The following is a 22,494-nucleotide window of genomic DNA, read 5'->3' on the forward strand; positions in this document are numbered from 1 at the left end:
ATGGGAACAGATGTCTGATGGTTCGTCGGCTTCATGGCCGAGGGCCAGGGTACGCGTCCGTCGGGGCGACCTCCGTCACATCGTTCCGCCCGGGTTGCCGGGAGGCAACGGGGCCCATCCGCAGGTAAACGAGTGTCAACAGTGCGTAAGACCTCGGTGAACCCCGAGCGCCCGATGTGCGCGATCCCCCGAGCCGCGAGTAATGTCCTCACCTGCACAGACTCATACAGTTTCCCTGGCCGTTCTCTTGACTCCGGAGGGCCCGTTGTCCCGCTTCGCGCTCATCAAGGCAGTGCTCGGACCGATCATGCGCCTGATGTTCCGCCCACAGGTGGAGGGCGCGGAGCACATCCCGGGTGACGGTCCCGTCATCCTGGCCGGCAACCACCTCACCTTCATCGACTCGATGATCCTGCCGCTGGTCTGCGACCGGCAGGTGTTCTTCATCGGCAAGGACGAGTACGTCACCGGGAAGTCGCTCAAGGGCCGCCTGATGGCGTGGTTCTTCACCGGCGTCGGCATGATCCCGGTGGACCGCGACGGCGGTCGCGGCGGCGTGGCGGCGCTGATGACCGGGCGGCGGGTCCTGGAGGAGGGGAAGGTCTTCGGGATCTACCCCGAGGGCACGCGCTCGCCCGACGGGCGGCTGTACCGGGGACGCACGGGGATCGCCCGTCTGACGCTGATGACGGGCGCGCCCGTCGTGCCCTTCGCGATGATCGGCACGGACAAGTTGCAGCCGGGGGGCTCCGGGATGCCCCGGCCCGGGCGGGTCACGGTTCGGTTCGGCGAGGCGATGGAGTTCTCCCGTTACGACGGGATGGACCGGGACCGGTATGTGCTGCGGGCTGTCACGGACTCTGTGATGACCGAGGTCATGCGGCTGTCGGGGCAGGAGTACGTGGACATGTACGCCACGAAGGCGAAGGCCGCGTAGGGGTTCGTTGTCGGGTGCGGCCCGATGGGACTTCTCGCGCAGTTCCCCGCGCCCCTAAAAGTCCTTGTCCAACCGTTGGCCGCGAAGCATGAACCACGCTGCGATCGCCGTCACCAGCAGGACCAGCGCTCCGGCTCCCGCAGCTGTCGCAAGGCCGTCCACGAAGGACCCCCTCGCTGACGTCAGCAGCGCCTGCGCCGTGTTCGACGGCAGCCCGGACGCCGCCTCCACCGCGCCGCCCAGCGATTCGTGTGCTCCCTCCGGGGTGCCCGCCGGAGCCGCGAAGCCCCGGTAGACGCCCGTCACGATCGAGCCCAGGACGGCGATGCCCAGAGCCGCGCCCAGTTCGTACGCCGTCTCGGAGACCGCCGACGCCGCGCCCGCCTGTTCCTTCGGGACGCTCGACAGGATCACGTCCGCCGTCACCGTGAAGGAGAACCCCGCGCCCACGCCGACCAGCAGCAGGGCCGCGCCCAGCATCGGGTAGCCCGTGGACTCGTCGAGCAGGGTGAGGAAGGCCAGGGCCAGGCCGATGGCCGCGAGGCCGCCGGAGACGACCGCGCGTACCGACCAGCGGCGAGCGAGCGTGCCCGCGACCAGGCCCGCCGCCACCGCGCCCACCGCAGCCGGGAGTTCCGCCAGGCCCGCCTCCAACGGGGGCCTTTCCTGGACCAGTTGCAGGTACTGGGAGAGGAAGAAGACCAGGCCGGAGAGGCCGAGGATGGTCAGGAGGTCGGCCAGGACGGCGCCGCTGAAACCGCGGTTGCGGAAGAGACGCATGTCGAGGAGCGGGGTCGGCAGGGTCAACTGGCGGCGGACGAAAGCCCAGAGGGCCGCCGCACCCAGGAGGCCCGCCGTGACCGGCTCCCACGTGATGCCGTGCGAGGCGGCTTCCTTGACCGCGTAGACCACGGCGATCATGCCGACCAGGGACAGGGCGACGCTGATCGTGTCCCAGGGGCCCGGATTCGGGTTGCGGGACTCCGGCAGCAGCTTGATGCCGACGAGGACCAGGACGGCCATCACCGGCAGGTTGATCAGGAAGACCGAGCCCCACCAGAAGTGTTCGAGCAGGAAGCCGCCGACGATCGGGCCGACCGCCGTGCCGGCGGAGGCGGTCGCGCCCCAGACGCCGACGGCGAGGCTGCGTTCGCGCGGGTCGTGGAAGAGGTTGCGGATCAGGGCCAGGGTGGCGGGCATGAGGGTCGCGCCGGCGACACCCAGCAGAGCCCGCGCCAGGATCATCAACTCCGGTGTGGTCGCATAGGCGTTCAGAACCGATATCGCGCCGAACGCGGTCGCGCCCAGCAGCAGGATCCGCTTGCGGCCGATGCGGTCGCCGAGGCTGCCCATCGACACCAGCAGGCCCGCGATGACGAACGAGTAGACGTCACCGATCCACAGGAGCTGGGTCCCGGTCGGCCTGAGGTCCTCGCTGATGTACGGGGTCGCGAGGCCGAGGACGGTCGCGTCGACGGCCACCAGCAGCACGGCGAGCACCAGGACGGACAGCGCGAGCCAACGGCCCGGACGCTGCACCGCCTCGGTCGTGGTCGCCGGCCGCAGGGTGCTGGTCATGATTCCTCTCTCCGTAGTGCGCCACCGAGCAGCAGCCCGGTGATCATGTGGGTGAAGTCCTTGGGGGCCACGCGGCCCGCCTGGGTGGCCCAGGCGCAGGAGGCGACCAGTCCGTAGAGCGCCTCGGTGAGCCACACCGGGCTGAGGTCGATGCGGAACTCGCCGCTCTGCTGGCCGCGCACGAACACCGAGGCGATCCGCAGGTCGAGCCGCGCCCAGGAGTCGCCCCCGCCGTCCTCCCACAGTTCGTTCTCGCCGTAGAGGAAGGACAGCAGGCCGGCGACGGGCTCGACCTCGCGTACGAGCCTGCGTACGGCGTCGCTCGCGGACCCCTCGTCGAGACGGGCCGCGTCGAGGGCCGCCTCGCACTCGGCGATGCCGTGCTCCTCCAGTGCCCGCACCAGCGCGTCCCGTCCGGCGAAGTGGCGGTGCAGGGTGGCCCGGCTGATCCCGGCCGCCTTGGCGACCTCGTCCATGGTCGCGGTGGATTTGCGGGTCAGCAGGGCCGCGGCACTGCGCAGCACGTGGTCACGATCGACAGCCATGAGACAAGAGTACCTCGCTTGAGACATTCGTGTCTCACACGAGGTACAGGCGTCTCATCCATGCCGGTCGAGCAGGGCTTTTCTCAGTGCCAGGGCAGCTGCCCGCGCCGCTCCCAGTACTCCTGCGGCTCCTCCACCAGCGTCGCGAGCCGGGACAGTTGCTCGTCGTCCAGGTCCACGACGGCCGCGTGCAGGTTGGACGCGAGCTGGCCGGTGGTGGCGGCTCCCGAGAGGACGACTCCGGCCCAGGGCCGGCGGAGGATGAGCGCGAGGGCCACGGCGTCACACCCCAGGGACATCTCCTCGGCTACGGTCTTCAGCGCGTCCGGGGCGTGCGGCGCGGCGAGCCTGCCGTTGGCCATGCCCTCCTTGACGATCACCGTGAGGCCGGCGTCGTGGGCCTCCGCGAGGGCGGGGCCGGCCGAGGTCTCCAGGGCGTTGTACGTCGACTGGACGGTACGGAAGAGGGGTTCGCCGTCGACGGTCACCTCCAGTGCGGCGCGGATGGCGTCGGCCTGTGCGGGGCCGCTGGTGGAGAAGCCGATCGTGGTGCCCTGGGCGGCCGCCTCCGCGAGCCTCGCGTGCAGCTCCTTGTCGGTGAGGGCCGGGCTGTCCGGGGTCACCGAATGGATCTGGTAGAGGTCGAGGCGGTCGCCGAGCAGTTCGTCGGTCTCGGCGCGCTGACGCTCGTACGTCAGGACGCTGTGGTCCTTGACCTCGTGCTTCTCGGCGTCGGTGGTCCAGCCGGCGGTGTAGGTGTAGCCCCACTTGCTGCCGATGACCACGTCGTCCCGGCCGGGGTCGTTCCTGAGCCAGGCCGCGAGGAACTCCTCGCTGCGGCCGTAGGAGCGGGCCACGTCGAAGTAGCGGACGCCTTGGGCGTAGGCGGCGTCGAGGAGTTCGTGGGTGCGGGTCCGTAGCGTCTCGACGCTCCGGTCGTCTCCCAGGTCTTCGTCTCGGCCCAGGTTGATGTAGCCGGGGCGGCCCACCGCGGCGAGGCCGAGGCCGATGTGGCAGGTGGGGGTGGTTGCTGTGGCGAGGCGGGCGAAGGGCATGTCCACAACGTAACGCGGGATGCCCTTCGCCTCACGGGGTGAGTTGTTCGGTGATGTGGCGGGTGCGGCTCGGTGGGGGTTTGTCGCGCCCACGCGGCGGAGCCGCACACCGATACAGCCTCGCGCCCCTGAAGGCGACGGGCCCACTGGTTTTGTGCGGCCGGGTTCGCCTTCACCTCTGTCGGCTCAGGGGGTGGGATGTGCGGTGTTCTGGCGAGTGCGGGGCCGTCGCGGCTGGTCGCGCCCACGCGGCGGAGCCGCACACCGATACAGCCCCGCACCCCTCAGCGGCGTTCAGCCCACGCGTGTTGCGCGGCCACGTTCGTCTTCACCTCCGCCAGCTGGGTCGCCACCGCGCTCGGGGCCGTGCCGCCCCTGCCGTTGCGGGACGCCAGGGCGCCGGGGACGTCGAGGACGGTCCGCACCTCGGGAGTCAGGTGGGCGCTGATCTTGGCGAACTGGTCGTCCGTCAGGTCGTTCAGCTCCTTGCCCTCGGCCTCGGCCGCCTTGACGCACTCGCCGGCGACCTCGTGCGCCACGCGGAAGGGGACGCCCTGCTTGACCAGCCACTCGGCGATGTCGGTGGCGAGGGAGAAGCCGGCCGGGGCCAGTTCCTCCATGCGCTCGCGGTTGACCGTGAGGGTCGCCATCATGCCGGTGAAGGCGGGGAGCAGGACCTCCAGCTGGTCGCAGGAGTCGAAGACGGGCTCCTTGTCCTCCTGGAGGTCGCGGTTGTAGGCGAGGGGCAGGGCCTTGAGCGTGGCCATCAGACCCGTCAGGTTGCCGATCATGCGGCCGGACTTGCCGCGCGCCAGCTCCGCGATGTCCGGGTTCTTCTTCTGCGGCATGATCGACGAGCCCGTGGAGAACGCGTCGTGCAGGGTCACGAAGGAGAACTCCTTCGTGTTCCAGATGATGATCTCCTCGGCGATCCGGGAGAGGTTGACGCCGATCATCGCGGTGATGAAGGCGAACTCCGCGACGAAGTCACGGGAGGCCGTGCCGTCGATGGAGTTGCCGACCGATCCGTGCTCGAAGCCGAGGTCCTTGGCCACCGCCTCGGGGTCCAGGCCCAGCGAGGAGCCGGCCAGGGCGCCCGAGCCGTACGGCGAGACCGCCGTGCGCTCGTCCCACTGGCGCAGCCGCTCCGCGTCCCGCGACAGGGACTGGACATGGGCCAGGACGTGGTGGGCGAACAGCACCGGCTGGGCGTGCTGGAGGTGGGTGCGGCCGGGCATCGCCACGTCCGGGTGGGCCTCGGCGAGGCCGATCAGGGCGTCCTGGAGCTCGGCGATCAGGCCGCCGATGATCCGGGCGTGGTCCCGCAGGTACATACGGAAGAGGGTGGCGATCTGGTCGTTGCGGGAGCGGCCGGCGCGCAGCTTGCCGCCGAGGTCGGCACCGACGCGCTCCAGCAGGCCGCGCTCCAGGGCCGTGTGGCAGTCCTCGTCGGCGATGGTGCCCACGAAGGAGCCGTCGGCCACGTCGGCCTCCAGCCTGTCGAGCCCGGCGAGCATGCGCTGGAGCTCGTCGTCGCTCAGCAGGCCCGCCTTGTGCAGCACGCGCGCGTGGGCGCGGGAACCGGCGATGTCGTACGGCGCGAGGCGCCAGTCGAAGTGGACGGACGCGGACAGCTTCGCCAGCGCCTCGGCGGGACCGTCGGCGAAACGACCGCCCCAGAGCCGGACGTCACCGCTGTTGCTGCTCACTTGCGTTGCTCCTCACCGCTGCACTCCAAGGGTATGCATGATTATGCAGAGTCCTGCATGATTCGTCAATCTGGAGCGGTGGGGCGGTGTCCCCAGGAACCGGAGCGGCAGAGAATTTGCGGTCCCTTTGAACACGAGAAACCGCTTGCCCGTATTCCACGCCGAACGCAGGCGCCGCGTTTGTCAACGCAGACCACTTCCCGACCCCGAGTGAGGCATCCGCATGTCCAGGGCTCTTCCGAAGTACAACAAGCGCCGCGTGGCGATCATCGGCGGCGCCGCCGCCGTGGCACTCACCGGGGCGATCGTCGCCGGTACCGCCCTCGCCGGGGAGACCTCCAAGAGCAGCGGCAACGCCACCGCCCGCACCCTCGCAGCCCCCGGCAGCATCACCTGCCCGGACGTCGCCTCGAAGCTGCCCGCGATCCCGGCCACCGCACAGGCCGAGGTCACCCGCAACCTCACCCTCCTCCAGACCCAGATCAACGAGGCCAACAAGCGGCTCGTCGACACCGTCGGCCAGGGCGGACCCAACTTCGTCAACAACGCCATCCTCGGCCCGCTGAAGGACAAGCGCGTGGCCACGGTCAACCGCATCGCCACGGCCATCGGCCGTACGGCGGCCAAGCCGACCGGCCTGGACGCGCTCGCGCCGTGCACGCTGAACGGCGCCGGCGCGGGCGGCACCAACAACGGCAACGCGGGCGGCAACGCCAACGGGAACGGCAACGCGAACGGCAACGCGGGCAACAACAACGGGAACGCCGGGGGCAACGCCAACGCCGGAGGCAACGCCGCGACCGCCGCCGGCACGATCACCTGCCCGGACGTGGCCTCGAAGCTGCCCGCGATCCCGGCCACCGCGCAGGCCGAGGTCACCCGCAACCTCACCCTCCTCCAGACCCAGATCAACGAGGCCAACAAGCGGCTCGTCGACACCGTCGGCCAGGGCGGACCCAACTTCGTCAACAACGCCATCCTCGGCCCGCTGGCCGACAAGCGGAAGTCGACCATCGACCGCATCGCCATCTCGATCGGCCGCACCGCCGCCAAGCCGCAGGGCCTCGACTCCCTGGCCGCCTGCACGCTCACCAAGTGACGTGACAGGCGCTGTGGCCGCCCCGTGTGAGCGCCGGCCGGGGCGGCCACGGGCATGTCCGCGCAAGTGGATGCCCGAATTCCTTAGACAGTCGAAAGGTTTTTCGCCCATAATGCTTAGACATGGGAAAGACCTATGAGCGCATAGACGGCCGGCTCCGCTCCTTCATCGAGGCGCAGCCCCTCTTCTTCACCGCGACCGCTCCTCTCTCCGGGGACGGTACGGTCAACCTCTCCCCCAAGGGCCTGCGCGGCTCCTTCGCGATTCTCGACGAACTCACCCTGGCCTACCTCGACTTCGCCGGATCCAACGCGGAGACGGTGGCGCATCTGCGGGAGAACGGCCGGATCACTCTCATGTGGTGCGCCTTCCAGGGGCCGCCGAACATCGTCCGGGTGCACGGGCGCGGTGAGCCGGTCTTCCGGGACGACCCGCGCTTCGGGGAACTGCTCGCCCGCTTCCCGGACATCGACCCGAGCGCGCACGGCCTGCGGGCGATCATCGTCGTGACGGCCGAACTGGTCCGCGACTCCTGCGGTTACGCGGTGCCGTACATGTCGTACGAGAGCGACCGCGAGCTGCACGCCAAGCGGTTCTCGCGCGAGGACGACGAGTCGCTCAGCGCGTACTTCGCCAAGAAGGAGCACATCGCCACGAGCCTGGACGGTCTGCCCGGGGTGCCGTTGCCGCTGCCGCCGTCGGCGGTCTGACTCACTCCCTGCCGCCGATCCGGACGGTGAAGGTCGTCGAGCCCGGCCGGCTGTCCACCGCCACGCTTCCCCCGTGCGCCTCCACCACCGCCGCCACGATCGACAGGCCGAGGCCCGCGCCGCCGGTCTCCGCCTTGGTGCTGCGGTCGGCGCGGGTGAAGCGTTCGAAGACGCCGGGCTGGATCTCCTCGGGGATGCCGGGGCCGTCGTCGTGGACCCTGAGCACGGCCGCGGTGCCGTCCCGCTCCAGGGTCACCGTCACCTTGGTGCCGGCCGGGGTGTGCAGCCGGGCGTTGGACAGCAGGTTGGCCAGGACCTGGTGGAGACGGTGTTCGTCGCCGGACACGGTGACCGGGTCCTCGGGGAGGTCCAGTTCCCAGCGGTGGCCGGAGCCCGTGGCCCGCGCGTCCGTGAGGGCGTCCAGGACCAGGCGGGTGAGGTCGACGGGGGCGGTCTCCAGGGGGCGCCCCGCGTCCAGGCGGGCCAGCAGGAGGAGGTCGTCGACCATGGCCCCCATACGGGTCGACTCGGCGGCGATGCGTTCCAGGGCCCGGGTGATCTCGGGCGGCAGCGGGCCGGGGTGCAGCAGGGCGAGTTCGGCGTGGCCGCGTACCGAGGCGACCGGAGTGCGCAGTTCGTGGCTGGCGTCGGCGGCGAAGCTGCGCAGCCGTTCCTCACTGGCGTGGCGTTTGGTGAGGGCGTCCTCGACATGGCCGAGCATGCGGTTGAAGGCGCCGGCCACCTGTCCCACCTCGCTGCGCGGGTCGGACTCGGGGGCGCGCGGCGGCAGGGCCACCTCCCCGCTGGCGAGCGGGAGTTCGCTGACCCGGGTGGCGGTCGCGGCGACCCGGCTGAGCGGGCGCAGGGACCAGCGCACCCACAGGGCGCCCGCGACTCCGGCGGCGGTGAGGGCGGCGCCGAAGACGATCCCGGCGACCAGTTCCAGGCGGTGGACGGTGGCCTCGACGGACTCCAGGGGCATCCCGGTGATCAGGACGTCGCCGTCCAGCCCCCGGGTGGCGATCACCCGGTAGTCGGCGAGGGCGGACAGGTCGACGCTGTGGCCGCGGCCGTCGGGCACGATCTCCGCGAGCCGCTTCCGGTCGCCGCTGCTCAGGTCGACCTTCAGGGTGCCGCTGGAGCGGACGACGGCCGCGTTGGTGACGGTGCCGTCCACCAGCCGGGCGCCGAACGTACCCGTGGCCTGGCGGCGGGTGTCGGCGCGCTCGTCGCCGTCGTGGTCGTCCTTCTGCGGCTCGTCCTTGTGCTCCAGGCTGACCGCGAACCTGTTGCCCGCCTCGGTGAGCTGTTCGTCGAGACGGCTGATGAGGAAGCCCTTCAGTCCGAGGACCGCGGCGACGCCGACCGCGGCGCAGCTCACCGCCAGCAGCACCACCAGGCCCAGGGTGAGCCGGGCCCGCAGGGTGTGCGGCCTGAGGTCCCTCACGGCGTCACCGGCTTGATCACGTATCCCGCCCCGCGCACGGTGTGGATCATCGGCTCCCGGCCCGCGTCCACCTTCTTGCGCAGGTAGGAGATGTACAGCTCGACGACATGGGCACGGCCGCCGAAGTCGTAGGACCACACCCGGTCGAGGATCTGCGCCTTGCTGAGCACGCGGCGGGGGTTGCGCATGAGGAAGCGCAGCAGCTCGAACTCGGTCGGGGACAGCTCGATCAGCTCGCCGCCGCGGGTGACCTCGCGGGCCTCCTCGTCCATGACCAGGTCACCGACGGTCAGCCGGGGGCCCTCGTCGAGCTGCCGGGCCATGCCCGCGCGGCGCAGCAGTCCGCGCAGCCGGGCGACGACCTCCTCCAGGCTGAAGGGCTTGGTGACGTAGTCGTCGCCGCCCGCCGTGATGCCCTTGATGCGGTCCTCGACGGCGTCCCGGGCGGTCAGGAAGAGCACGCAGACGTCGGACTTCACGGTGTGCAGGGCGCGCAGCACGGCGAAGCCGTCGGTGTCGGGGAGCATCACGTCCAGGACCACGGCGTCGGGGAGCAGTTCCCGGGCGGCCGTCACCGCCGAGGCGCCGTCGCCGGCCGTGCGGACCTGCCAGCCCTCGTAGCGCAGGGCGCCGGACAGGACCTCGGCGAGGTCCGGGTCGTCGTCGACGACGAGGACGCGCAGCGGGGTGCCGTCGGGGCGGGTGAGGGCGGGGCGGCCGGAGCGTGCGGTGTTCATGTCCTCTCCAGGATCACCCCCGGCGCGGGCGGCGGACACCGCCGGATGCTCTGAGTTTCCTCTGAGTGCGCTCTGCGGGTGCCCGTTCAGAGGTTCCTGAGAGGTTCCTTTCGCACAGTGGTGGCCAGGACGGCGAAAGGACACCCCCATGACCACCGTGTACGAGCGGCGGGCCGCACCGGCCGTGGCGCCGCCCGCACGACGATCCCCCGCGGGTGTCGTGCTGGCCCTGCTGTGGGCCGGGGCGGCGGCCGTGCTCGCCCTGTGGTGGTCGGACACGGGGTCCGTGGTCGGCGCGGCCGGGTGGCTGACCGGGGCCGGGCGGATCGCCGGGCTGCTGTGCGGGTACGCCTGCGCGGTGCTGGTGGGTCTGATGGCGCGGGTCCCGCTGCTGGAGCGGCGGATCGGCTCGGACCGGGTCGCGCGCTGGCACGCGATGGCCGGCCGCTACACCGTCAGTCTGCTGCTCGCCCACATCGGGCTCATCCTCGCCGGGTACGCGGCCCAGGACGGTGCCTCGCTCTGGCACGAGACGCTCACGGTGGTCCTCGACTACCCGGAGATGCTCAAGGCCACCGCCGGTACGGTGATCCTCCTCGCCGTCGGTCTCACCTCGGCGCGAGCGGTGCGCCGCCGCACCAGCCACGAGTTCTGGTACTACGTCCACCTCCTGACCTACGCGGCCGTGTTCCTCTCCTTCGGCCACCAACTGGCCCTCGGCAACGACTTCAACGGAAACACGGCGGCGACGGCGGCCTGGTACGCGCTCTATCTCGGCGTCGCCGCCCTGGTGCTGTGGTTCCGGATCCTCGCCCCGGTGCGGCTGAACCTGCGGCACCGGCTGCGGGTGGAGTCGGTGCACCGGGAGGCGCCGGGCGTGTGGTCGGTCGTGGTGCGCGGCCGGCGGCTGGACGAACTGGGCGCGCAGGCGGGGCAGTTCTTCCGCTGGCGGTTCCTCGGGGAGGGCATGGGCTGGACCTCGACGCCGTACTCCCTCTCGGCGCCGCCCCGCCGCGACCGCATGCGGATCACCGTCAAGGCGCTGGGCGACCACAGTACGGCCGTCGCGCTGCTGCGGCCGGGCACCCGGGTGTGGGCGGAGGGGCCGTACGGCTCGCTGACCGCGGACCGGCAGTCCTCGCCGAAGTCCCTGCTCGTCGCGGCCGGCGTCGGCATCACACCGATGCGGGCCCTGTTCGAGACCCTCCCGGGCGAGGTCACCCTCCTCTACCGGGCCCGCACCGCCGAGGATCTCGCCCTCGGGGGTGAGCTGGAGGCCCTGGCCCGCTGGCGCGGCGCGAAGGTGCTGTACGCGCTCAACGGACCGGACGGCCGCCGCCCGGACCTGACCGCTCGCTCCCTGCGGTCGGCCGTCCCGGACCTCGCGGGTCACGACGTCTACATCTGCGGCCCGCACGGCTTCGCCCGGGACCTGTACGAGGAACTGCGGGCCGCCGGGGTCCCGGACCGCCGGATCCACCACGAGTCCTTCGAGCTCTGAGACCTGTGAGGCCGTAGAAGTGCACGCCCTGAAGAAGAACCGCCCACTGCGCCGGATCGTCCTGGCGAGCGCCGCGACCGTCTCCGGGATGGTGATGCTGCTGTCCCTGAAACCGCACGCGGCACCGCAGACCGCCCTGGTGCTGCCGGCGCCCTCCGGCAGCGCGAGTGCCTCAGGCGGCACCGGATCCGCCACCACCGGCACGAAGACCGTCACCGGCGACACGATCCAGACCCGCTGGGGTCCGGTCCAGGTCCGCGTCACCATCAAGGACGGCAGGCTCACCGAGGTCACGGCGGTCACCTACCCGACCGGGAACCCCCGGGACCAGGAGATCAACAGCTATGCGATCCCCCGGTTGCGCAGCGAGGCCCTCCAGACCCAGAGCGCGGACATCGACACGGTCTCCGGGGCCACCTACACAAGTGACGGTTACCGCCAGTCACTCCAGTCCGCACTGGACTCCGCGGGCGGCTGAACACACCGGCGTCACGGCACGTATCCAAGGACCAAGGGACCACGCCCACCCCCCTTGCCCCCGTCCCCGGAGGAAACGTGACCACCACGCTCGCCAGCGGCCGCGCCGCCCGCCGTCAGACGATGCGCCGCATCCGCCCGCGCCGTTCCCCGGCGACCGTCCTGCTGATCGCCGTATGGGCGGGCGCGGCCGGGGTGTTGTGGCTGTGGTGGCACAACACCCCGGCCGTGGCGGACGACAACAGCAAGATCCTCAACGCGGGCCGGATCACCGGTCTGCTGGCCGGCTACCTGATGGCGCTCGTGGTGCTCCAGATGGCCCGGGTGCCCGCGCTGGAACGCCGGGTGGGCTCCGACCGGGTCGCCCGCTGGCACGCGATGACCGGCCGCTACACGCTCTGCCTGGTCGTCGCCCACGTCTTCCTGATCATGTGGGGTTACGCCCTGCAGGCAGGCAAGGGGCTCGGCGACATCGTCCAGCAGACGACGGACTCCATCAACCAGCTCCCCGACATGGGCAAGGCGGCCATCGGCACCGGCCTGCTGTTCCTCATCGGGCTGATCTCGATCGGCGGAGTACGCAGGCGGATCCCGTACGACACCTGGTACCACGTGCACCTGCTGACCTACGCGGCGGTCTTCCTGACGTTCTGGCACCAGCTGACCACCGGCAACGACTTCGCGGTCGAGCCGGTCGCCAAGACCGTCTGGTACGCGCTGTACGGCTCGGTCACGGCGCTGGTCGTCTGGTACCGGATCCTCACGCCGATCCGGCTGAACCTGCGCCACCGGATGTACGTCGAGGCGGTCGTCGAGGAGACGCCGGGCGTGGTGTCGGTGCTGATCGGCGGGCGCAAGCTGCACCGGATGGGCGCGGAGGCGGGCCAGTTCTTCCGCTGGCGGTTCCTCGCGCCGGGCATGCGGTTCAGCTCCCACCCGTACTCGCTGTCCGCGGCGCCCCGACCGGGCATGCTGCGGATCACGGTGAAGGCGATCGGCGACCACAGCGAGCGGCTGCGCGAGCTGGAGCCCGGCACCAAGGTGTGGGCCGAGGGGCCGTACGGCGCCCTGACCGCCCAGCGCCGCAGTCGCGGCAAGGTGCTGCTGGTGGCCGGCGGTGTCGGCATCACGCCGATGCGGGCCCTGTTCGAGACGCTGCCGGGCGCGGCGGGTGACATCACCCTGCTGTACCGGGCCAACACCACCCAGGACCTGGCCCTGTGGGACGAGCTCGCCACCATCGCGGACGAGCGCGGCGCCCGGCTGATGTACGCGGTGAACAGTCCGGACGGGGAGCGCCCGGACATCTCCGCCGAGTCCCTCCAGCGCAAGCTCCCCGACATCGACAAGCACGACGTGTTCATGTGCGGGCCGGCCGGTTTCGCGCAGTCCGTGTACGAAGCACTGCGCGGCGCGGGTGTGCCCGCCCGCCGCATCCATCACGAGTCGTTCGAGATGTGACGACGGGAATTCAGGAGCTGTTGAAGCGATGAGGAAGAGTCACCCCGTCCGTCGAGTCGTGCTCGCGACCGCCGCCACCGTCTCCGGTGTCGTGCTGATGCTGTCGCTGAAGCCGTCCTCGGACCCGGCGTCCGCCCAGGCGGGCGGAACGATCCCGCAGCAGACGGCGGCGGCGCAGGAGTCGGCCCAGGGCGGCACCGGGGCGGCCGCCGGCGGCGCGGTCACCGGGGACGTGGTCCAGACGCAGTACGGTCCTGTCCAGGTCCGGATCACGGTCAGCGGCAACAAGATCACCAAGGCCGAGGCGGTCCAGGCACCCAAGGGCGGCGAGAGCGACCAGAAGACCGCCCTGTCCGTGCCGAAGCTCAGCCAGGACGTGGTCGCCAAGCAGAGCGCGCAGATCGACACGGTGTCGGGAGCGACCTACACCAGCGAGGGCTACAAGAAGTCGCTCCAGTCGGCGATCGACAAGGCGAACGAGGCGGCCTCCCAGGCGCAGCCCTCGGCCCAGCCCTCCCAGCCCGCCGACGGTGGTGGGGCGGCGGCCGCGAAGACGGTCACCGGAGCCGTCTCCCAGACCCAGTACGGCCCGGTCCAGGTCCGGATCACGGTCAGCGGCGGCAAGATCACCAAGGCCGAGGCCGTGCAGGCGCCGAAGGGCGGGACGAGCGACCAGAAGACGGCGCTGTCCATCCCCAAGCTCAACCAGGAGGCCGTGGCGGCCGGCAGCGCGGACATCGACTCGGTCTCCGGTGCCACCTACACCAGCGAGGGCTACAAGAAGTCGCTCCAGTCCGCGCTGGACCAGGCCGGTGGCTGACACGGTGGCCGAGTCGGCACAAGCTCCCGCCGCGGTACGTCACGCGGAGGAGGTCATGGGGACGGTCTTCTCCTTCGACGTCCGTGGCGGGGAACCCCTTGCCGTACAGGCGGCACTGCGGGAGGCGGTGGCGGGGCTGCACCGCGTGGACGAGGTGTTCAGCACCTACCGCGACGACAGCCAGGTCTCCCGCCTGGCCCGCGGTGAGCTGACGCTCGGCGACTGCGATCCCGAGGTCGCCGAGGTCCTCGAACTCGGCGCCGAGGCCGAGCGGTTGAGCGAAGGCTGGTTCAGCCTGCGCTACGAGGGCCGCCTCGACCCGACCGGCATCGTCAAGGGCTGGGCGGTGGAACGCGCGGCCCGCCGGGTGGCCGAGTCGGGCGCGACGGGAGTGAGCGTCAACGGCGGCGGGGACGTCCAGCTGTTGGGCGTACCGGGCCCCGAACGCCCCTGGCGCGTAGGCGTCTCGGACCCACTCCGCCCGGGCGGTCTGGCGGCCGTGGTGTCGGCGGCGGGCGCGGCGGAGCTGGCGGTGGCGACGTCCGGCACGGCCGAACGCGGCGCCCACATCGTCGATCCCCGCACGGGCCGCTCGGCGGTCACGGATCTGCTGTCGGTGACGGTGGTGGCCCCGACCATCACCTGGGCGGACTGCTGGGCCACGGCAGCCTTCGCGATGGGTTCGCGGGAGGGCCTGGCCTGGCTGGAGGCGCTGCCGGATGTGGAGGCCCTGCTGATCACGGCGGGCGAAGAGGTGCTGATCACGGGGGGCTTGGCAGCGAGGCTCGGGTGAGTCTTTTGTCTTGAGGGGCGCGGGGCTGTGTCGATATGCGGCTCCGCCGCGTGGGCGCGACAAGCCCCCACTCACCCGCGCCCGACGAACAACCGTCAATGCCCGTTCTGAGCCAACCGCAACAAATGCTCAGCGAGCGCCTGTCCCCCGGTAGGGTTCCGGCTGATCAGCATCAACGTGTCGTCACCGGCGATCGTGCCCAAGATGTCATGCAGCTCAGCCTGGTCAATCGCCGACGCAAGGAACTGAGCCGCACCCGGAGGCGTACGCAGGACCACAAGGTTCGCCGAAGCCTCCGCGGAGATCAGCAGCTCCTGGGAGAGCCGCCGCATCCGCTCCTCCTTCGCCGACTCCCCCAGCGGAGCACGGGGGGTCCGGAAACCCCCCTCACTCGGCACCGCGTAGATCAGGTCGCCGTCGGTGTTGCGGATCTTCACCGCGTTCAGCTCGTCCAGGTCCCGGGAGAGGGTCGCCTGCGTGACACTCAGCCCGTCGTCGGACAGCAGCTTCGCCAACTGGCTCTGCGACCGCACCGGTTGCCGGTTGAGGATGTCCACGATCCGGCGGTGGCGCGCGGTACGCGTCTGCGGCACCGCGGGCCCCGCGCCCCCGTTGTGCTCGTGTTCCTGCGCATGGCTCATCGTCGTCTCATTCTCCGGATCATCCGTCTCCCTCGGCGGCACCAAGGATGCCGGGGAAGGCCTGGACAAGCGCGTCCACTTCGTCGTCGCCGAGGTTCAGCGGCGGCATCAGCCGTACGACATCGGGTGCGGGCGCGTTCACCAGGAGACCGGCGTCCTGAGCCGCCTTCTGCACCTGCGGTGCGAGCGGCTCGGTGAGCACGATACCCAGGAGGAGTCCCGCACCCCGGACACGGGCGACCAGCGGGTGTCCCAGTGACTCGATTCCGTCCCGCAACCTCTCGCTCTGCCGCTTGACGTTCTCCAGCAACCCCTCGTTCTCGATGGTGTCGAGAACGGCGAGTCCCGCGGCGCACGCGACCGGGTTCCCGCCGAAGGTCGTCCCGTGCTGGCCCGGCTGGAGCAGGTCCGCGGCCCGCCCGAAGGCGACGGTCGCGCCGAGCGGCAGTCCGCCGCCGAGCTGCTTGGCGAGGGTGACCACGTCCGGCAGCACGCCCTCGTGGGCCTGGTACTCGAACCAGTGCCCGGTACGGCCGATGCCGGTCTGCACCTCGTCGAGGACCAGCAGCGCGCCCTTGGCCGCCGTGATCGCCCGGGCCGCCTTGAGATAGCCGGACGGGGGCACCACGACACCGTTCTCGCCCTGGATCGGCTCGATGACGACCAGCGCGGTCTCCTCGGTGACCGCGGCGGCCAGGGCCTGCGCGTCGCCGTACGGCACATGCGTCACGTCGGCCGGCAGCGGCAGGAACGGAGTCTGCTTGGCGGGCTGGCCGGTGAGCGCGAGGGCACCCATGGTCCGGCCGTGGAAGCCGCCCTCGGTGGCGACCATGTGGGTGCGCCCGGTCAGCCGGCCGATCTTGAAGGCCGCCTCGACCGACTCCGCGCCGGAGTTGCAGAAGAAGACCTTGCCGTCCCGGCCGAAGAGCTGGAGCAGCCGCTCGGCGAGGGCGACGGTCGGCTCCGCCATGAAGAAGTTGGAGATGTGGCCGAGGGAGGCGATCTGCCGGGTCACGGCCTCGACGATCGCGGGGTGGGCGTGGCCGAGCGCGTTGGTGGCGATCCCGCCGACGAAGTCGAGGTACTGCCTGCCCTCGCTGTCCCAGACCTTGAGGCCCTCGCCGCGGACGAGGGGCAGCCGCGGGGTGCCGTAGTTGTTCATGAGCGAGCCCTGCCAGCGCTGGGCGAGCTCCTGATTGCCGGTCATACGGCATCCCCCTCTTGCGCGTCCGGCACGACCATCGTGCCGATTCCTTCGTCGGTGAAGATCTCCAGCAGGATCGAGTGCTGGACCCGTCCGTCGATGACCCGGGCGGTGTGCACGCCGTTGCGCACGGCGTGCAGGCAGCCCTCCATCTTCGGGACCATGCCGGAGCTCAACTCCGGCAGCAGCTTCTCCAGTTGGGAGGCCGTGAGGCGGCTGATCACCTCGTCGCTGTGCGGCCAGTCCTCGTAGAGACCCTCGACGTCCGTGAGGACCATGAGGGTTTCGGCGTCCAGAGCAGCAGCGAGTGCCGCAGCCGCCGTATCAGCATTGACGTTGTAGACATGTCCGTCGTCCTGGCTCCGGGCGATCGACGAGACGACCGGGATCCGGCCGTCGGCGAGCAGTGCCTCGATCGCGCCCGTGTCGATCGCGGTGATCTCGCCCACCCGCCCGATGTCGACCAACTCTCCGTCGATCTCGGGCTGGTGCTTGGTGGCGGTGATGGTGTGCGCGTCCTCGCCGGTCAGCCCGACGGCGAGCGGCCCGTGTTCGTTGAGCAGGTTGACCAGCTCGCGCTGCACCTGCCCGGCCAGCACCATCCGTACGACGTCCATGGCGTCCTCGGTGGTGACGCGCAGGCCGGCCTTGAACTCGCTGACGATGCCGTGCTTGTCGAGGGCGGCGCTGATCTGCGGACCGCCGCCGTGCACGACGACCGGCTTGAGCCCGGCGTGGTGCAGGAAGACGACGTCCTGGGCGAAGGCGGCCTTGAGGTCCTCGTCGATCATGGCGTTGCCGCCGAACTTGATGACGACGGTCTTGCCGTTGTGCCGGACCAGCCAGGGCAGCGCCTCGATGAGGATCTGGGCCTTGGGGAGCGCGGTGTGCTTACGCGTGGTGCTCATGACGAGTAGGCGCTGTTCTCGTGGACGTAGTCGGCGGTGAGGTCGTTGGTCCAGATCGTGGCGGTCTCGGATCCGGCGGCGAGGTCGGCGACGATGTGCACCTCGCGGTAGCGCATGTCGACCTTGTCGCGGTCCTCGCCGACTCCGCCGTTCTTGCAGACCCAGACGCCGTTGATGGCGACGTTCAGCTGGTCCGGCTCGAAGGCGGCCCGGGTGGTGCCGATCGCGGAGAGCACGCGGCCCCAGTTGGGGTCCTCGCCGTGGATGGCGCACTTGAGGAGGTTGTTGCGGGCGATGGAGCGGCCCACCTCGACGGCGTCGTCCTCGGAGGCCGCGTTGATCACCTCGACCTTGATGTCCTTGCTGGCACCCTCGGCGTCCCGGATGAGCTGCTGGCCGAGGTCGTCGCAGACCTGCCGTACGGCTTCCGCGAACTCCTCGTGGGCCGGGGTGACTTCGGAGGCGCCGGAGGCGAGCAGCAGCACGGTGTCGTTGGTGGACATGCAGCCGTCGGAGTCGACGCGGTCGAAGGTGGTCCGGGTCGCGGCCCGAAGTGCCTTGTCCAGTACGTCACTCGGCAGGTCGGCGTCGGTGGTGAGGACGACCAGCATGGTGGCGAGGCCGGGGGCGAGCATGCCCGCCCCCTTCGCCATACCGCCCACCGTCCAGCCGTCCTTGGTGACGACGGACGTCTTGTGGACGGTGTCGGTGGTCTTGATGGCGATGGCGGCCTTCTCACCGCCGTGCTCGTTCAGGGACGCGGCCGCCGTCTCGACCCCCGCCAGCAGCTTGTCCATCGGGAGCAGGACCCCGATGAGTCCGGTCGAGGCGACGGCGACCTCGCCCGCGCCGATCTCCAGCACCTCGGCGACCTTCTCGGCGGTGGCGTGGGTGTCCTGGAAGCCCTTCGGACCCGTACAGGCGTTGGCGCCCCCGGAGTTGAGGACGACGGCCGTCAGCTCACCGGTCTTGAGGACCTGCTCGGACCACAGCACGGGCGCGGCCTTCACACGGTTGGAGGTGAAGACGCCGGCGGCGGCGCGGCGGGGCCCGGTGTTGACCACGAGGGCCAGGTCCGGGTTGCCGTTCTCCTTGATTCCGGCGGCGATGCCCGCCGCCTGGAATCCCTTGGCTGCCGTGACGCTCACGGTGCGACTCCGATCGTGGAAAGACCGAGCTCCTCGGGGAGGCCGAGGGCGATGTTCATGCTCTGGACGGCACCGCCGGCGGTGCCCTTGGTCAGGTTGTCGATGGCGCTGATCGCGATGATGCGGCCCGCGGACTCGTCGAGGGCGACCTGCACCTGAACGCCGTTCGAACCGTGGACGGACGCCGTGGCGGGCCACCGGCCCTCGGGCAGCAGGTGCACGAAGGGCTCGTCGGCGAAGGCCTTCTCGTAGGCGGCGCGGACGGACTCCGCGGTGACGCCGGGCTTCACGGAGGCGCTGCACGTGGCGAGGATGCCGCGGGGCATCGGCGCGAGGGTCGGCGTGAAGGAGACGCTCACCTGGGAACCGGCCACCCCGCTGAGGTTCTGGATCATCTCGGGCGTGTGCCGGTGCCCGCCGCCCACGCCGTACGGCGACATGGAGCCCATGACCTCGCTGCCCAGCAGGTTGGGCTTGGGCGCCTTGCCCGCGCCGGAGGTGCCGGAGGCGGCGACGATCACCGCCTCGGGCTCGGCGAGCCCGGCGGCGTACGCCGGGAAGAGGGCGAGCGTGACGGCGGTCGGGTAGCAGCCAGGGACCGCGATGCGCTTGGACCCCTCCAGCGCGGCGCGGGCGCCCGGCAGTTCGGGAAGGCCGTAGGGCCAGGTGCCGGCGTGCGGGGAGCCGTAGAACCGCTCCCAGTCGGCCGCGTCCCTCAGCCGGAAGTCGGCGCCCATGTCGACGACGAGGACGTCCGGGCCGAGCTGTTCGGCCACGGCGGCGGACTGTCCGTGGGGCAGGGCGAGGAAGACGACGTCGTGTCCGGCGAGGACGTCTGCCGTGGTCTCCTGGAGCACCCGGTCGGCCAGCGGCAGCAGGTGGGGCTGGAGCGCGCCGAGCTGCTGCCCGGCGTTGGAGTTGCCGGTCAGCGCGCCGACCTCGACTTCGGGGTGCGCGAGGAGCAGGCGCAGGACCTCACCGCCCGCGTATCCGCTCGCTCCGGCCACTGCCGCCCGTACCGCCATGTCATCCTCCTCCTGGATGGCATGACTATACGTTTCGCTGCACGTTTATGCAACCGGCTGCATATTCACGCCCCTCCGCCGGCGCACGGCCCCGAACACACCGAGCCCGGCGAGCACCGCGAGGGAACCACCCCCGATCGCCGTACCCAGGCGCAGACCCGGCGGACGGAAGGCGCAGGTCACACTGGTTGCGGTGCCGTCGAGGGGCACGGCGATCAGCCCGTGGTACTGCCTCGCGGGTACGAGGGCCCCGTCACCGGCGGCGCAGCGCCAGCCGGCGATCCGGGGCGCGGCGACGACGGCGATGCCCTTGCTGCCGGCCGGGAGCGCGGCCCGGAGTGTGCCGCCGGAGCCGGAGACGGTCACCCGGGTGGCGCCGGTGGCCCGGAGCTGTCGTACGACGGAGTGCAGACGCCCGGTGTCCAGGCAGCCGACCGCCTGGTCCGGCACGACCCCCAGCCGGTTCGCGGACAGCTCGATCGTCAGGCGCCCGGAGTCCGGGACCGTGCCGAGCCGCGCCATGGCGGCGATCTTGGTGAGGGGCCGCCAGTCGGCCCGGAACCGGCCGGTCGGACCATAGGCGGAAGGGCCGGCGAGCCGTGCGGTGCCCGAGAAGTACGGCGCCCAGAGGTAGACCTCGCTGCCCGCGCGGCACCGGGCGGTGATCGTCGCCTTCGCCCCGACCCGCACGCCCTGGCGGCGGTCGGTGCTGCGGTAAGGCCGCTTCCCGGCGCCGTTGAGGACGGTGATGCGGGGCAGGGTGTAGACCCGGGCGCCCAGCAGCAGCTCCTGGTTGCGGTACGGGGACGGCCCGAAGGCACCGGTCGCGGCGGACGGCCGTACCGTCACGAGGGGCGGGACGTCCTCGCGGGTCACGGTCACCGCGCTGCCGTCCTGCGGGAACCAGTTCTGGTGCGGGTCCGGCGGGGAGTGCACCCGGGCGCCCACCGAGAAGACGGCGTCCGTGACCGCGTTGTCCAGGCTCTGGAGGCTGCGGCCGCCCGAGGTCCAGCCGAAGCCGAGGGCGGTGAGCGTACTGCTCAGCACGGCGGAGGTGTGGCTGCTGTAGTACTGGGCGCCCTGGCCGCCGAGCTCCAGCGGGTCGTTGCCGACGGTCTGCTCCCGGCCGGGGTCGGTGCGGTAGCGGGGCCAGCCGTCGGACCGGTCGATCGCGTCGGCCTGTTGCTGCTGCCGGTCGCCCCAGGGGGCGTAGTCGTCCATGTGCCCGAACCGCATCCGGGTGGCCACGGCGTCGGTGGCGGTGGCCTCACCGAGCTGCACGCCGACGAGCAGGACCGCGGCGAGCGCGGCCGGGGCCACCCGCAGCACGGGGCGCTCACGGCCGAGCAGGACAAGGCCGAGCAGCGCGCCCAGGGCCGCCGTCAGGAACACCGGCCAGGCGAAGGAACGGACCAGCTGACTCCCGCTCGCGACGGCCGCGATCAGGGCGAGCAGTCCGGCCGCGGCGCCCAGGGCCCGGCGGTCGAGGGGGCCGTAGGACAGCGCGTGCCAGGCCGCCATCACCAGCAGGGCGCACACCACGAAGGTCTGGCGGTACGAGCTGCCCTGCGGTGCGGCGAAGGCGTGCCACATCAGGTGGGTCGGGCCCCACTGCATCGACAGGGTCACGACGAGCACCAGCAGGGTCCATCCGGCCCGCACCCGTCGGGGCGCCGCCCGGTGGAAGGGCAGGGCGAGGGCGAGCAAGAGTGCCGTGGTGCCGACGAAGAGCGCCGGGGAACCGTAGCTGTACGTCGTCGGCAGCAGCCGGGCCAGCAGGTCCTCGGTGCCCACCGGCGCGAACCGGGTGAAGCGGCCCTCGGAGGCGTGCGCACTGCCGAAGTAGACGACCGTCACCAGGGGCGCGGCCAGGCCGATGCCGAGCGCGAAGGTCACGGCGGCCCGGCCGGCCGCGGCGAGCCTGCGCCGGTACGGCAGCCCGGCCGGCCACAGCCTCAGCAGGAACACCAGCACGGCGGCGAGGGTCGCCATGTAGGCGGTGTAGAAGTTCGCGATCCAGACGGCCGTCACGACCAGCACCCCGAGCAGCGGGCGCCGGCCGCTCAGGACCCACTCGCCGACCAGGCACAGCAGCGGCAGGGCGATCAGCCCGTCGAGCCACATGAGGTTGTACGAGGCGGTCGCCACGGTCCAGCCGCACAGGGCGTAGGACGCGCCCAGCAGCCCCGCCGCCCACCAGCGCCCGGGGCGCAGCCGCAGCAGCAGCCAGGTCATGGCGGCACCCGCGCACGCGATCTTCAGCACAGTGATCACGTACACGGCGAGGTCGATCCGGTCCCTCGGGAACAGGGCCACGAGCAGCGCGAACGGACTGGTGAGGTAGGTGCCGAGGTCGGGCAGGAAGCTTGCCCCGTACCCCGACTGCCAGTTGACGAGGAGGCCGCCGGTGCCCCGCCCGTGCAGCAGGTCCCACAGGTGCGCGTGGAACGGGACGTACTGGTTGCCCAGGTCGTTGACGTTCCGGGTGCGCGGGCCGAAGGGGTGGCTGCGGGCGACGGCGTCGGCCGCGCAGAGCACGAGGACGGTGATCGTCGCCGCCAGCAGGGCGGCCCGCCCCGGTCCGGCGGGCGGCTGCTCTCCCGTGCGGTCGCCCAGGGTCTTCGGTTCGGGCGGGACGGTCGGTCGCACGCTCTGGTCGCTGGTCAATTCAGGCCCCCGTCCGGGGCCTTCGCCCCAGC

General features: G+C 71.3%; 20 protein-coding genes. 8 read left to right on the forward strand and 12 right to left on the reverse strand.

Annotation, left to right across the window (positions count from 1 at the left end):
* The first annotated feature begins 265 nt into the window (after nt 1–265).
* The gene (locus M2163_RS13190) at nt 266–937 is read left to right on the forward strand and encodes a lysophospholipid acyltransferase family protein (protein ID WP_053848947.1); all 672 of its coding nucleotides are present in this window, start codon (nt 266–268) and stop codon (nt 935–937) included.
* Between the two features lie 54 nt (nt 938–991).
* On the opposite strand, the gene M2163_RS13195 is transcribed toward M2163_RS13190, so the two are convergent.
* The 4 genes from M2163_RS13195 to argH all read right to left on the reverse strand — a co-directional run bounded on the left by M2163_RS13195 (nt 992) and on the right by argH (nt 5,824).
* Nucleotides 992–2,515 carry an MFS transporter gene (locus M2163_RS13195; RefSeq protein ID WP_280894046.1) on the reverse strand — a complete coding sequence of 508 codons (1,524 nt, stop codon included), beginning with the start codon at nt 2,513–2,515 and terminating at the stop codon, nt 992–994.
* The gene (locus M2163_RS13200; RefSeq protein ID WP_280852595.1) at nt 2,512–3,060 is read right to left on the reverse strand and encodes a TetR/AcrR family transcriptional regulator; all 549 of its coding nucleotides are present in this window, start codon (nt 3,058–3,060) and stop codon (nt 2,512–2,514) included. The genes M2163_RS13195 and M2163_RS13200 overlap by 4 nt, the downstream gene beginning before the upstream one ends.
* Nucleotides 3,061–3,143: 83 nt before the next feature.
* Nucleotides 3,144–4,115, reverse strand: a complete 972-nt coding sequence (locus tag M2163_RS13205; protein WP_280894047.1) for an aldo/keto reductase — start codon at nt 4,113–4,115, stop codon at nt 3,144–3,146.
* 284 nt (nt 4,116–4,399) lie between these two features.
* Nucleotides 4,400–5,824: an argininosuccinate lyase gene (gene argH, locus M2163_RS13210; RefSeq protein ID WP_280894048.1), complete on the reverse strand. Its 1,425-nt coding sequence runs from the start codon at nt 5,822–5,824 to the stop codon at nt 4,400–4,402.
* A gap of 223 nt (nt 5,825–6,047) precedes the next feature.
* On the opposite strand from argH, the gene M2163_RS13215 reads away from it, so the two are divergent.
* Both M2163_RS13215 and M2163_RS13220 read left to right on the forward strand, forming a co-directional pair.
* Nucleotides 6,048–6,923, forward strand: a complete 876-nt coding sequence (locus M2163_RS13215; protein WP_280894049.1) for a hypothetical protein — start codon at nt 6,048–6,050, stop codon at nt 6,921–6,923.
* A 122-nt stretch (nt 6,924–7,045) separates the two neighbouring features.
* Entirely contained in the window at nt 7,046–7,633 is a 588-nt protein-coding gene (locus M2163_RS13220) for a pyridoxamine 5'-phosphate oxidase family protein (protein ID WP_280852591.1), read from the forward strand.
* A 1-nt stretch (nt 7,634) separates the two neighbouring features.
* On the opposite strand, the gene M2163_RS13225 is transcribed toward M2163_RS13220, so the two are convergent.
* Both M2163_RS13225 and M2163_RS13230 read right to left on the reverse strand, forming a co-directional pair.
* Nucleotides 7,635–9,080, reverse strand: a complete 1,446-nt coding sequence (locus tag M2163_RS13225; protein WP_280852590.1) for a HAMP domain-containing sensor histidine kinase — start codon at nt 9,078–9,080, stop codon at nt 7,635–7,637.
* Entirely contained in the window at nt 9,077–9,817 is a 741-nt protein-coding gene (locus tag M2163_RS13230; protein WP_280894050.1) for a response regulator transcription factor, read from the reverse strand. Before M2163_RS13230 ends, M2163_RS13225 begins: the two co-directional genes overlap by 4 nt.
* Nucleotides 9,818–9,965: 148 nt before the next feature.
* Between M2163_RS13230 and M2163_RS13235 the strand changes: the two genes are divergently transcribed.
* From M2163_RS13235 to M2163_RS13255, 5 genes are all read left to right on the forward strand, one after another.
* Nucleotides 9,966–11,318, forward strand: coding sequence for a ferredoxin reductase family protein (locus M2163_RS13235; RefSeq protein WP_280852588.1), 1,353 nt, complete (start codon nt 9,966–9,968; stop codon nt 11,316–11,318).
* A 19-nt stretch (nt 11,319–11,337) separates the two neighbouring features.
* Nucleotides 11,338–11,796, forward strand: coding sequence for an FMN-binding protein (locus M2163_RS13240; protein WP_280852587.1), 459 nt, complete (start codon nt 11,338–11,340; stop codon nt 11,794–11,796).
* A gap of 77 nt (nt 11,797–11,873) precedes the next feature.
* Nucleotides 11,874–13,256, forward strand: a complete 1,383-nt coding sequence (locus M2163_RS13245) for a ferredoxin reductase family protein (protein ID WP_280852586.1) — start codon at nt 11,874–11,876, stop codon at nt 13,254–13,256.
* A gap of 28 nt (nt 13,257–13,284) precedes the next feature.
* On the forward strand, nt 13,285–14,076 hold the full coding sequence (locus M2163_RS13250; RefSeq protein WP_280852585.1) for an FMN-binding protein: 792 nt from the start codon (nt 13,285–13,287) through the stop codon (nt 14,074–14,076).
* Nucleotides 14,069–14,869 (forward strand): FAD:protein FMN transferase, encoded by an 801-nt coding sequence (locus M2163_RS13255; RefSeq protein ID WP_280852584.1) that lies wholly within the window; start codon nt 14,069–14,071, stop codon nt 14,867–14,869. The genes M2163_RS13250 and M2163_RS13255 overlap by 8 nt, the downstream gene beginning before the upstream one ends.
* A 95-nt stretch (nt 14,870–14,964) precedes the next feature.
* Here M2163_RS13255 and M2163_RS13260 read toward each other — a convergent pair whose 3' ends face one another.
* Genes M2163_RS13260 through M2163_RS13285 form a run of 6 tightly spaced genes read right to left on the reverse strand, consistent with a single transcriptional unit; the run spans nt 14,965 to nt 22,411 of the window.
* The gene (locus tag M2163_RS13260; protein ID WP_020138005.1) at nt 14,965–15,510 is read right to left on the reverse strand and encodes an arginine repressor; all 546 of its coding nucleotides are present in this window, start codon (nt 15,508–15,510) and stop codon (nt 14,965–14,967) included.
* Between the two features lie 19 nt (nt 15,511–15,529).
* Complete coding sequence (locus M2163_RS13265; protein ID WP_280894051.1) at nt 15,530–16,717, reverse strand: acetylornithine transaminase; 1,188 nt, start codon at nt 16,715–16,717, stop codon at nt 15,530–15,532.
* Complete coding sequence (argB, locus tag M2163_RS13270) at nt 16,714–17,622, reverse strand: acetylglutamate kinase (RefSeq protein ID WP_280852582.1); 909 nt, start codon at nt 17,620–17,622, stop codon at nt 16,714–16,716. Before argB ends, M2163_RS13265 begins: the two co-directional genes overlap by 4 nt.
* Complete coding sequence (gene argJ / locus M2163_RS13275) at nt 17,619–18,770, reverse strand: bifunctional glutamate N-acetyltransferase/amino-acid acetyltransferase ArgJ (RefSeq protein ID WP_280852581.1); 1,152 nt, start codon at nt 18,768–18,770, stop codon at nt 17,619–17,621. The genes argB and argJ overlap by 4 nt, the downstream gene beginning before the upstream one ends.
* Nucleotides 18,767–19,795, reverse strand: a complete 1,029-nt coding sequence (gene argC / locus M2163_RS13280) for an N-acetyl-gamma-glutamyl-phosphate reductase (protein ID WP_280894052.1) — start codon at nt 19,793–19,795, stop codon at nt 18,767–18,769. The genes argJ and argC overlap by 4 nt, the downstream gene beginning before the upstream one ends.
* 45 nt (nt 19,796–19,840) lie before the next feature.
* Nucleotides 19,841–22,411: a YfhO family protein gene (locus M2163_RS13285; RefSeq protein ID WP_280897252.1), complete on the reverse strand. Its 2,571-nt coding sequence runs from the start codon at nt 22,409–22,411 to the stop codon at nt 19,841–19,843.
* Between the last annotated feature and the right edge of the window lie 83 nt (nt 22,412–22,494).

The sequence above is a fragment of the Streptomyces sp. SAI-135 genome (assembly GCF_029893805.1).
GTDB lineage: Bacteria > Actinomycetota > Actinomycetes > Streptomycetales > Streptomycetaceae > Streptomyces.